The sequence below is a fragment of the Arthrobacter glacialis genome (assembly GCF_002909415.1).
In the GTDB taxonomy this organism is placed as follows: Bacteria; Actinomycetota; Actinomycetes; order Actinomycetales; family Micrococcaceae; genus Specibacter; species Specibacter glacialis.
In genome coordinates this window covers 159,864-172,003 of sequence record NZ_PPXB01000002.1, presented here as the reverse complement: position 1 = coordinate 172,003, position 12,140 = coordinate 159,864, and the positions used below count along the sequence as shown (strand labels likewise).

General features: G+C 61.9%; 5 protein-coding genes. 2 read left to right on the top strand and 3 right to left on the bottom strand.

Annotation, left to right across the window (positions count from 1 at the left end; translation table 11 throughout):
* Positions 1 to 173: 173 nt before the first annotated feature.
* From CVS28_RS02775 to CVS28_RS02765, 3 genes are all read right to left on the bottom strand, one after another.
* Complete coding sequence (locus CVS28_RS02775) at positions 174 to 1,274, bottom strand: DUF4062 domain-containing protein (RefSeq protein ID WP_165788034.1); 1,101 nt, start codon at positions 1,272 to 1,274, stop codon at positions 174 to 176.
* Entirely contained in the window at positions 1,183 to 3,447 is a 2,265-nt protein-coding gene (locus CVS28_RS02770; protein WP_103480552.1) for an HNH endonuclease signature motif containing protein, read from the bottom strand. The genes CVS28_RS02775 and CVS28_RS02770 overlap by 92 nt, the downstream gene beginning before the upstream one ends.
* A gap of 113 nt (positions 3,448 to 3,560) precedes the next feature.
* Positions 3,561 to 5,000: a reverse transcriptase family protein gene (locus CVS28_RS02765; protein WP_103480551.1), complete on the bottom strand. Its 1,440-nt coding sequence runs from the start codon at positions 4,998 to 5,000 to the stop codon at positions 3,561 to 3,563.
* A gap of 239 nt (positions 5,001 to 5,239) precedes the next feature.
* Here CVS28_RS02765 and CVS28_RS02760 point away from each other — a divergent pair, with 239 nt between their 5' ends.
* Both CVS28_RS02760 and CVS28_RS02755 read left to right on the top strand, forming a co-directional pair.
* On the top strand, positions 5,240 to 5,644 hold the full coding sequence (locus CVS28_RS02760) for a VOC family protein (RefSeq protein ID WP_103480550.1): 405 nt from the start codon (positions 5,240 to 5,242) through the stop codon (positions 5,642 to 5,644).
* A 283-nt stretch (positions 5,645 to 5,927) separates the two neighbouring features.
* On the top strand, positions 5,928 to 12,083 hold the full coding sequence (locus CVS28_RS02755; RefSeq protein WP_103480549.1) for an Ig-like domain-containing protein: 6,156 nt from the start codon (positions 5,928 to 5,930) through the stop codon (positions 12,081 to 12,083).
* Positions 12,084 to 12,140 lie beyond the last annotated feature (57 nt).

Genomic DNA, 12,140 nt, shown 5'->3' with positions numbered 1-12,140 from the left:
GGTTCGGACTGACCGGATGCAAACGCTGCAGCAAGTCGGCCCGCAAAAAGGGGTTCGCAGCAGTCACTGATGTCGACGGCGACATGTGCCTTATCTAGTGTCCGAGTTATGTTGCTATTTCAAGTAAAGTCCCCGCCGCAGCTTCGCTGCGACGGGGTTGCCTCTGGTCGCGACTACTGCTTGTCGTCGGAGGTGGCCGACGCAGCATTTTCCTCACCTTCTTGTATTGTGGCCTCTGGATCTTCTTCTGCCACCAAATTGTCGCCACCAGTGTTATTGGAAAACGTAGCTTTGACCATTCTTTTCAATATGCTTTTTCCGTAGGACGAAAGCGACCAATATTCACTATCATCGGTAACGGGATGCTTACGCTTAGACGGTTGAACTAAGTCAAGTGCCATGAGATCGGCGATGAGGCTTCTAAGTTGGTTATGGGCCACCGTATTCCATTGTTTGTCTTTATCGGTTCTAATATGCATTGCGAGCGTGTTGGCCATGTCGCGAATATCCGATTCAACAATCAATTCTTTGCCCAGCCAGTGAAATGCATCAAAAAGTGTCACTGTCGCATCATCTTGCCATGCGTTGTCACCTTCATATCGATATGATGGTTTACGAGTTGTATCGAACATGGTTTGGAGCGTCTGCTGTTCCAAGTCCAGCTGATCTTTTACCGAGGCCGCTTTTGCGTCTGCGAGTTGCTGTCGAAGAGTAGCGTTCTCGGAGCTCAACCGAACGACTTCGGCTGTGACCGCCGGGCCTCCTTCGGCGCTCGATGCTCGAACCCACCCCTCGCGAGGGTTGGCTGTAATTGCCTTCATTAGGGCGACTAGGAACTTGCCGTACAAGTCCTCAGCGTTCGACCAGAAGCCAACTGGCTTTTCCTTGACCAAATTTTTGAATTCGATTAGTGCCTTTTTCGTGCCGGTACTTGTGTCAACCCTGTTCGCTGGCCAGCTTGCATTATCGTTAAGTACAAATCCAAGAATTGGAATTCCCTTGGAGGCAGCAAATTCATATTCCTTACGTGTGTAGCTGAGCCCGCCATCCGCCAATGACCCGAGTCGATGGGCAATGATCACGGCATAATAATCACTTTCCTCAATGTGCCGGGCAATTATCTTCCATTGCTGATCATCGGCGGCGCTGAACATCTCCATGCCGACCGGGATGTGCCCCATTTCAAGAACTGCTCGAATTACTTGGTCGCGTTCGTCTTTCAAATCCTCGTAAGTAGAGCTGACAAAAACCTGATACTTTGCTGAGGTGGCCAAGAATTCTCTCGTCCTTAATCGATTCACGAGGCATAAATCCTCGACCCGCAAATGGCGAATTATTAGCCAGAATACCGCATCGCCGATTCAATTCATATCGGCAGGATGAATTGGACGAACGAAGATCGTGGGTGTCCTGGTACTTGTGGGCCAGATGAGCCAGGTCATTCGGCCCCACCCAGGCAGGGTGACAAGTTGCAGGTACACAAGATGGCGATCCCAGAGCAGTCGAAGCCTGTTTGGAAAGGAATGATGGAATGGGGTAAGCATCGAGAAGGCAACCTCCTGACCTAAGGTCGCCTGAGGGGTCATATTTACAATTTGCCCCGTTGGCGATGCTGGTCTCGCCGCCGTCCTGCCACGGGATGATGTGGTGGGCGTCGCACCAACAGGCGGGGGCTGTGCAGTCAGGGAAGGTGCAGCCCATGTCGCGGGCCAGCAGGATCTTGCGTTGCGCCGCAGTGAATAAGCGTTGGGTGCGCCCCACATTGAGGATGTCCTGGCCGTTGCCCAGGACCATGGTGGTGACATCGGCGTCGCAGAGTTCCACCTTGAAGAGTTCCAGCGGCTGGGGCCCGCCATAGGGCAGAAACGCTATTCCGCCTGCACCGCCAGCTGCGGTTCGTCGCTGAAGATCGGCCTCGGTGGTGCTGATGAAAAGTTGGGATTTCAGACCGCCGTTCAGCGGCAGTTTCCCCGTGCGGGCTGCCAGTTTGACGCAGTCGATCAGCCCATCGAGGAGTTTTTGCCCGTGGCTGCGCCTGTCCGCCACCGCCGAGTCGGTGCTGTTGGGATCGATCGGGTCCAGCCCGGGGAGGTCTTGCTCGTAGCCGGGCTCGGGCACAGGGATCCCGTTGACAAGGTGCGGCCACGATTCCGGAGGGGTGCCATCCGCGCTGGCAGTTTCGCCTGACGCCCAGGCGGGGACTGGGCCCTGCGGTGGTGGCCAGTTAATGGACGGAGGTGCCTGTCCGCCTCCAAACGCCGCGGACATGGTAGAGATGAAGTCCTGCAGTTCCATTTGGCCGGGCAGCTCCTGCACGCCAGTTGTCCTGGCCGAGCCGCTGGCCGCACCGCTGTCCGCGCCAACCCCGCCGGCCGCACCGCTGGCTGCGCCAACCCCGTTGGCCGCACCGCTGGTTGCACCAACCCCGCTGTCCGCGCCACTCCCGCTGCCTGCGCCACCTCCGTTGGCGGGGGCGCTGGCAGCACCACCCGCCGCGCCCGCCGCTTCAGCTTGATCCATGAGCGGGTCCACAGTGCTGATGTCCACGGTGTTTATGTCCACGGTGTTCGTGTTCACAGAGTTGATGTCCCCATGGGTGTTGGGGTTGGTGGCCCAGCCTATGGCGGACATCAGGGTTTCGTATTGGGGGACGCTCAGGTGCCCGTCAAAGTGGACCAAACCGCGGCGGGGATGCCGGAAGAAGATGCCCTGCTTGGCCAGGAGTTCACCGTCGCTGGGTTGCTGTCCATCCGGGTCCAGAAGGTTCACTGCCCTGGTGCCGATGCGGCGCAGGAAATCCGGTGGCTCATCCTTGGCGTAGTTGGTGAGGGTGGTTTCGAGGTCGTGGGCGCTTTCCTCGGGAATTAGACCGGCAGCCGAGAGATGGCGGGCGTCGTCGGCGAAACCGGAAACCACCAGGGCCTGCTCCACGGAGAGCTCCCCGCTGAAGAACGCCGATCCCAAGATGGGCTGAGTGGGTGGGGTGATCACCGTGGTGAGGACATCTGTGACAGGAAGAAAGTGCTCGGCCAAGCGCAGGCGGCGCGAGGCCTCGGCGGCACCCAGTTTCAGGGAGCTGGTGAGCAGGGCAACGGGCTTGGTGAATCCGGCGTCGCTAAACCGGGACGCCCGGGTGCGTGCTGCGAGCTCTCCGGCCACCTGTACCTGCAGGGCTGAGAGGATATGGTCCAGCTGCTCCAAGGATTGTCCCCAGCTGATGGTCTGGGTATCGGTGAGGCCCGCCAAATCCACGCCCAGCGGCACCTCAACCAGTGGCGTCCCAAGCAACGGTGCCTCAACCGTGGATCCCTCAGGAGCGGCGGGAGAACAGGCGGGAGAATCGGCCAGCGCGGCGGCAAGGCGGAGAAGCTGGTGGATGTGCTGCCCCACCGCTCTCTGAGACCTTGTGGATCCGGGATTTCCCGGCGTCCTTGCCGTGGCTTCCATACCTTAATTTTAGGGCAAGGCACCGACATTCTTGAAAGATATATACGAGTGTGTGGATAAACTATGCCACTTACCCGTACTGTGTATGACTGAAAACCGCCCAGACGGCCGGGCTACCAAACAATCCGCTCAAATAGGGCACGCAACGTGGCCCCTCGGCCGGGATTGACGCTTGAAACCCAAGCCACGCGCCCCATCAGGTGTGCCCGGAAATTCGCCTGGCCGTCGCGGTTCTGGCCCTCGGGCCCAAGAGATACACAGTTGTGCAGCACGGCTTTCAAGGCATCGTAGTCACCCCGGGTGACGTTGGTGTGCTGGTTGACCACCACCCCTGTCACGCTCTGCCGCACCCCGGCCCTGTGCACCCGGGTCTTCAAACGGTTCAGCGAGTGGCCCTCATCGGCCACAATCCGGGCAGCCCCGCGGACAAACGCATCGGCGCGCCGGGCCAGTTCAGAACCCCCGCTGAAGGCGAGGTCGTCGGCGTAGCGGGTGTAGCAGGCGTCGAACGCGCCAGCCCATCCCGACAGTCTCGAATCCAGCCGGCGCAGCGCCAAGTTGGCCAGCATGGGCGAGGTGGGCGCGCCCTGCGGCAGGTGCGGCAAGGCCAGGGCCTTGCGCAGCGCAAAGCGGTCCGTGGGGTCGCCGCCGGGTGGCATCTCGGCGAGGACGCCAACTGGCACCGCATGCGTGCACAGCCCCGTCAGCCGGTGTGCCACCGCCTCCGTGAATCCGGCTTGGCGCAGCACGCCAAACACCTTGCCCGGGGTGACATGGGTAAAGAAGGCAGCCAAATCCAGGTTCACCACCACCTCGGCGCCGGTATGCGCCCGGGCACCACTCACGGCGCTGCGTCCGGGCACGAAACCGTGCGCGGCGTTGTGCAGCGGGATGGGTGCAAGCAGCTCGTGCAGCACCGTACGTTGGAGCGCGCGCAGCCGCGGCTGCGGAATTTCTAAAAGCCTGGGCACCTTCCCGGGACGGCTGCGCCACTGGTACCTGTAGTGCTGCAGCCGCTTGCTCGTGGCCGTGCGGTTCCACTGCCGTGGATCGGCAAACCACTCAAGTTCACCGATGCTCAGGCCCAGTAGCCCGGCCAGCCCGGCCAGCGTGTCGAGGTGGGGCACCCGGGCCTCGCGGGCCACAGCAGGTTGCACCACGTAGTGGGCCACGATGATGGGCTTGCGCGCCTTGGCGGCCTTTTCAACTGCCGTTTCAAACGCTTCGCTGTGAAGCACGACGGCGACCACCTCACGTGGGGCGTCTGCCGGGCGCCGGTGGTAGAGGCCCAGAATGTGCTCGGCCAGCGGCCCCAGCCAACGCCGTCGTGCGCCCAAAACGCTGGCCGCTGCGCTGATAAGGGAGGGCTTGGACCAGTCCTCGGCTGCCAGGAAGGCATGGGCCAGCGCCGTGGCAATCGCCTGGGGCGTGGGCCGGGGATTGCGCGCCAGAACGGCGGCGGAGAGGGTGGGGATCATGGCTGCGACGGCTTCGATGATGACCAATCTGTCTGTTTGGGCGCCGCGCTTCGCGGAGCGTAGCGGCGCGCCCAAGGCGCATGCTGGAGGTACGTCTTCGTCCCCCGGGGTAGCCCCGGAGAGGGTGGGTCACCAAGGTGACTCCCCATCTCATCGACGAAGCCGTCGCATCCTGACACACTAGCGCAGCGGACGTGTGCCGGGAGCAATGTTGCGGGTCTGTTTTTGAGTTGATGTGTGCCGCCAAAACGGTGCGGATCTGATGGCCCCGGCGTAGAATGGGTGCCATTCCTCCTCTAAAGGCGATGATTGCAATGTCCCTTGCATCCAGTCCCGCAACAACCGTTCTGCCGGTGGCCAATGGGGCCCGTTCCCGAGACTATTATGCCGAGTCCCTCGGCTTGGAATTCCGTGGGCAGTCGGCCGATGGAAACCTGATTTTTGCTCTGGAAGGCTCTGCCACCCTGGCGCTCATGGAAGATCCTGCCGCGGCCCCCTCAGTGCACACTGTCATGAGCTTCGAGGTTGCGGACATTGAGGCCTCGATTGGCGACCTGGGCACCCGCGGCGTGGTCTTTGAGGACTACGACCTGCCCGGGCTCAAAACAACTGACCACATCTGCGTCCTCGGCGCCGAAAAAGCCGCCTGGTTCAAGGACCCCGATGGCAACATCCTGTGCCTGCACGAAGGCACGCCGGCCGAACTGACCGGCAAATAGCGAGCTGACCGGCACGTGTGCGGCGCGAAGGCGCCGCCCACCCCTAACTCTTCGCTGCCCGCTTCCCACGGCCTACTGCCGCTGCCCACTGCCGCTGCCCACTGCCCGCTGCCCACTGGGCCCGCCCGCAGCCCGCTTCCTACTGCTCTCTGCCTCGCCCGACATGTTTAGCCCATCATTTGGATCAATCCGATAGGATTCTAGGGGCGCCTCCCTTTGCGTAGGCCCAGAGTCAGTTTGGACCCGCATTCTGGCTTAGGAATCGGATGAATAAAGGCTATTCATGGCATTGAGCGATCTCTTCACCAGATCAAGCAACAAAAAGCAGGTCTTCACGGCGTCGGCTGCGATTGTGCTCTCGGCCGCAGTGGTGACTGGGGCAGTGGTGTACCCGGGGTTCACCACAGCCGATGTTGACCTCAATGACGGCAGCGTCTGGGTCACCAACCGTGTTGACGGCCTGGTGGGCCACCTCAATGACCAGTCCAAGGTTCTTGACGGCGGGTTCACGGCCACCACCACGAGCTTTGATGTGGTCCAAAACGCCGACAACGTCTTCATGAGCGCCGACGGCGGCAATCTCCTGAATCCCGTGAACATCCCCATGATGGCCATGGCCTCGGAGACAAGTCTTGGCGGCGGCACGGCAGTGTCCCAGGGCACCGGCATGGTTGCCTTGACCGACGCCGGCACCGGCAAAGTGTGGGCCGTGGCCAACTCGAACGTTCCCAGTTTTAATGACAAGAGCACCGTCCCCATCCTCACGGGCCTGCGCAACCCGGTTTCCGTGACGGCCCCGGATGACACCATCTACACGGTTGACGCGGAGTCCGGTGAGCTGATTTCCACGGTGCTGGACGACGCCGGCAAGGTCGCCTCCCAGGAGCGGGCCAAAGTTGAGGGGCTGGCTGGGGCAAAGGACCTCCAAGTCACCGTGGCCGGTGGCAAGGCTGTTGCGTTCTCGCCCGAATCCGGAAAGCTGTTCCTGCCCGGCGGCAAAACCGTGGACATCCCGGACTCTGCCGGCGCACGCCTGGCCCAGCCCACGGACCAAGGCAACTTTGTGGCGCTGGAAACCTCCACTGCCTTGTTCACCCAGCCGCTGGACGGCTCTGCTGCCCAAGTATTGCAACTGGGAAGCACCGGAAAAGCCGTGGCACCCGTGGTGCAGGACGGGTGCGTCCACGCAGCCTGGTCCGGCGCCAACAAGTACGCCCTGTCCTGCGGGGGAGCGGGCGATCTTATTGACATTCCCAAGGCTGGCGGCACATCACTTTTCGTCTTCCGCAAGAACCGTGACGTGGTGGTCCTGAACGACATCAACTCTGGAAACGTCTGGCTGGTCAACCAAAACATGCTCCTGGTGAACAACTGGGATGACCTCAAAACTGACCTGAAGAACGCTGACAACGCCGACAAGGATTCAGCCGACCCCAACGTGGTCAGCACACTGCCGGACCGGACCAAACCCAACCGCCCGCCGGAAGCTCTGCCGGATGAATTTGGTGTGCGCGCAGGAAAAACAACCATCCTGCCGGTGCTGTTCAATGACTCCGACCCCGATGGTGACGTGCTCACGGTGGAGGCTCCCGCCGTCGACCCTCCCATGGGCGCCGTCCAATCCATTTATGGCGGGACCGGGCTGCAGATCAACGTTCCCCAAGAGAGCACGGGTTCGGGCCAGTTTGGCTACATCTCCAATGACGGCCGCGGCGGTACCTCCCGTGCCAGTGTCAATGTGCGCGTTGTGCCGGCTGGCGAAAACACCCCGCCCAAGGTTTTGCGTGATTCCACCATGGTGGTGGAGCTTGGCCAAACCATGAGCCAAAACGTTCTTACCGACTGGATTGACCCCGACGGGGATGACATTTTCCTCACCGGTGCCGTCTCCGACGACAAAAGCGCCGTCATCAAGACCACCCCCGACGGCGAACTGAAGTACACCGACGACGGCGAAAAAGACGGCCTGAAGTCCATGACCATCACCGTTTCCGACGGCATAGACAGCACGGAGAAGAAGGTAAAGGTCAACGTCAAGACACCCGGCACGGTGCCTCCTGTGGCCAACGCGGACTTCTTCCGCGCCGTGGTGGGCCAGCCCATTGCGCTCTCGCCGCTCAAAAATGATCAGGACCCCTCCGGCGGCACGCTGCGCCTGGCCAGTGTGTCCAAACCGGCCAATGCCACCGTCTCCAAGATTGCCGACAACGGCACCGTGACCTTCACACCCAGTGCCGCCGGGCCCGTGTACCTCGATTACCAGGTGACCAACGGCCCCATGAGCGCCACCGGCCTGATCCGCGTTGACGTGGTTCCGGCCGAGCAACAGGGCCTTCCCGTAGCCGTGAAGGACCTGGCCATGCTGCCCGCCGGCGGCTCAGTGCTGGTGGACGTGCTGGGCAATGACGAAGACCCCGCAGGCGGCGTGCTGGTCATTCAATCGGTGGAGGTTCCCCCGGGTGCGCCCGTGGCCGCCACCATCATTGAACGCAACGTCATCAAGCTGAGCGATGTGCGCGGCCTCAACAACAACTTGAGCATCAAATACACCATCTCCAACGGGGCGGGCAGTGCCGTGGGCGAGGTCTCCGTGATCAGGATTCCGGCAGCCGACAAGCTGCTGCCTCCGCGTGCCGAGGATGATTCTGCCGTGGTCCGGGTGGGGGACATTGTGAGCATTCCCGTGCTGGCCAATGACACCGACCCCAACGGTGAAGTGCTCAAGGCACCCGAGGTGACGGAGACGGGGGATCCGGAAGCGGGCAAGCTGTTCGCCGACCAAAACCAGCTGCGCTACATTGCCGGCCAGACGCCCAAGAAGGTCACTGGCATCTACAAGGTGGCCAACAGCTCCGGGCAGTTTGACTCGGCCACGGTGGACATCACCATTGTGGCCGCCGATCCCGAACACAACCTGCCACCTGCTCCCAAAAACCTTACGGGCCGCGTCATTGCGGGGGATACTGTGAAGATCCCCGTCACCCTGAACGGGATTGACCCCGACGGCGATTCCGTGGAATTGGTGGGCATCGACACGGCCCCCAAGCTCGGCACCGCTGAGACGGGCAATGGCTACATCTACTACACAGCCGGGGGCAGTTCCGCCGGCACCGACTCCTTCACCTACCGGGTGCGGGACAGGCTGGGTGCCGAGGCCATGGCCCGCGTTGACGTGGGTGTGGCCCCGCCGCTCACCATGAACCACCCGCCGGTCACCGAGGATGACTTCATCACCATGCGTCCGGGCCGCAAAGTGGCACTGGATGTGGTGCTCAATGACTCAGATCCCGACGGCGGCCAGCTGGGACTTGTCAAGGACGGCTTCAAGGGCCCCGAGGCCATGGCGCCCTCCATCACACCCAAGGGCAAGGTGGTTCTGACAGCGCCGCAGGAACCGGGCATTGCCACCACGATGTACACCGTGGCGGACAAATTCGGGGCCACGGCGACCGGCAACATTCGCATGACGGTCACCCCGGACGCCCCGCTGAAGGCGCCGCTTGCGCGCGATGACAGGGTGACTGTCAAGCAGATGCTGGGCAAAAACACCGTTGACGTGCCGGTACTGGACAACGATGCTGACCCCGACGGCGTGACCGAGGCACTAGCGGTGGCCGTGGAGTCCGCTCCCGGCAAGCCGAACACCACTGCATCCGTCACCTCCGCCGGTGCCGTGCGCGTGGTGCTCGAAGCCGGGGAACAAATGATCCCCTACACCGTCACCGACCAGGACGGGCTCAAGGCAACGGCCGTGATCTGGGTGCCGGGGCTGGACAAGCAATACCCCGTGCTGAAGAAGAATGACGTCATCCGCGTCACCGCCGGGCAAACCGCCACCATGAAGCTCGCCGACTACGTGCAGGTTCGCGAAGGCCGCAAGGCGCGCCTCACCGAAGCAGCCAAAATCTCCCTGCTGGGTGCCTCGAATGAGAACGTCATCATCGGCGACGGTGAAGGCATCACCTACGCGGCGGACATTAAGTTCTATGGCCCCGGTTCCATCACCTTTGAAGTGACCGACGGCGCCGGTCCCGATGATGCCGCGGGCCTGAAATCAACCCTGACAGTCATGACCCTGGTTGACCCGGCACCGGCCAGCCAAACTGACAAAAAGGAACCCGAAAAGAAGAAGAACACCCCTCCCACCTTCACCGGTTCCACGCTCGATGTGCCGCAGCAGGAAAAGGCCAGCCTGGACGTGGGGCCCATGGCCTTCGACATTGATCCGGGCGACAAGGACAAATTCAAGTACGCCCTGGTGGGTGGTGCGCCGGCTGGCTTCGCCGTCGACTTCAAAGGCACCGTCTTGACGGTTTCCGCCAATGATGACACCCCTGTGGGTGCTACAGGAAACCTCAAGGTGCAGGTGAGCGACGGCAGCAACGACCCTGTTGCGGCCGACGTGATACTGACGGCAACGTCCTCTTCCGAACCCTTGGCGGTGGCCAATGAGGACATTGTGGTGGACGCCCATGCGGGCCGTGCCGAGGTCGTCAAGGTCCTGACCAACGATGTGAACCCGTTCCCTGACGCTCCACTGAAAGTGATGGACACCTCGGTCGAGACGGGGAGCGCCGGAATTATTGTCACCCACGTTGACGACTCCGTCACTGTCAACACCGATCCCGACTACAAGGGAACTGTGGTGGTGCGCTACACCGTCGCGGATAAGACCAAGACCCAGGACAGGTATGTCAACGGCCGCATACGCATCACCGTCAAGGGCAAGCCCGACGCTCCGAGCAAGCCGCAAATCGTTGAAGAAAAAGATGAAGCCGTCCTGCTGACGTGGGACCCGCCGGCGGACAACGGGGCACCCATCACCAAATACGCGGTGGCCTGGGCGGGTGGGGCGCAGGACTGCCAAACCAACACCTGCACCATCACCGGACTGAACAACACCACGCCGTACAAGTTCAAGGTGACGGCCACCAACGGCGTCGGCACCTCAGCGCCGTCGCCGGAGTCGGTCACGGCGACACCGGACCGGATGCCCGACGCGCCAGCTGCACCGTCCACGGTTTTCGGTGACAAGAAGGTGGACGTCAGCTGGGTTACCCCTGTGGGCAAGTTCTCCGCCGTGACCAAATACAACGTGGAAATCTCGCCGGTTCCCGCGGGTCAAAACGGCCAAAAGACGGGCGTCACGGGGAATACCTTGCCTTGGTCGGGACTGGAAAATGGCACTGAGTACCAATTCAGGGTTCAGGCTGTCAACAACGCACCGAAACCCTCCGAGTGGGGCGCGTACTCGGCATCAGTGATTCCTGCTGGACTGCCGGGCGTTCCCGCCACGCCAACAGTTCAAACGCAGCCCGCCGTGGGCAGCAACAGTCAGGTCAGCGTCAGCTGGGGCGCATCCTTTGAAAACGGTGACGCCATCAGCAAATATGACGTTGAACGCTCAGGCGGCGGACAAGGCGCCATCACGCAAACTGTGACGGGCACAAGTGCCACATTCTCCGTGGGCACCTCCACCCAGGGCTACCAGTACCGTGTCCGTGCCACCAACAAGGCGGGTACCACTGCCTTTGGTGGAATGTCGGAACCGCAACGGGCGGTCGGTAAAATTTCCGCAGTTCCGCCCGCACCCGGTATGACGCTGGTGGGAACCGGCGGCGCCGGTGGCCAGGTCCAAGTGACGTATCAGGCGCTGGCGGAGTCACAACTCAACGGGTACGCAAGCTCCGAAGTCGAATACTGCATCACCTTGTCCACGGCGGGCCTCAGCTGCGGTGTGTCCTCTGGGGTTACGCTCGCTGCGCCCAACGGGCAAGCCGTTTTTGCCAACGTATACGTGCGGCCAGTTTCCAATACCAATGACAGGGGCCCGTCCTCGGGTGCCTCAGCGACCATGACACCGTACGGAGTGCCAAACCAAGTGGGCGTGAATGGCAGCACGGCCGGCCAGGGCGACAAGACTGTGCGCTGGAGCTGGAATGTGCCCAACAACAACGGCAGCGGAATCACCCACTTTGAAAGCAGGCTCAACGGTGCCGGCTGGGAGAGTCGTGGCATGGCCACGAGCTACTCCACGGGAACCGGCGGCTACGGTGACACGGCAACATTGAACGTGCGGGCCTGCAACGCCGGTGGTTGTGGCGCCGGCTCCGGACCCGTGACATCCAGGGCCGGTGCCGCCCCGGACCCGCCCGTGACCGAAGTGCGGGTTGAGGCTGGCACCTGGCACTCGTGCACCATGGGTCCCAACGGCGGTGGCGTGTTCACGAACAATCCAGCCACCTGCGATGGGGATGTGTCGCCCGGAGGCAACGTCAACCTAGGTGGGAACTGGCTGGACTACGCAGACGGCTGGGTGCAGGTGACAGGTTGCCGCGGCAGTTGGTATGTCATGTCAAATGGTCCTGTTGCTGGCCGCTGGGTGCGTAGCGATACCGTTGATGTGCGTGACAGCGCCGGAGGCAATATCCGCTGTTAGCAGGTGCCGGGAGCAAGGGGGAGTGTGCCGGCACGGGCACAACTCCCCATTGCTGTC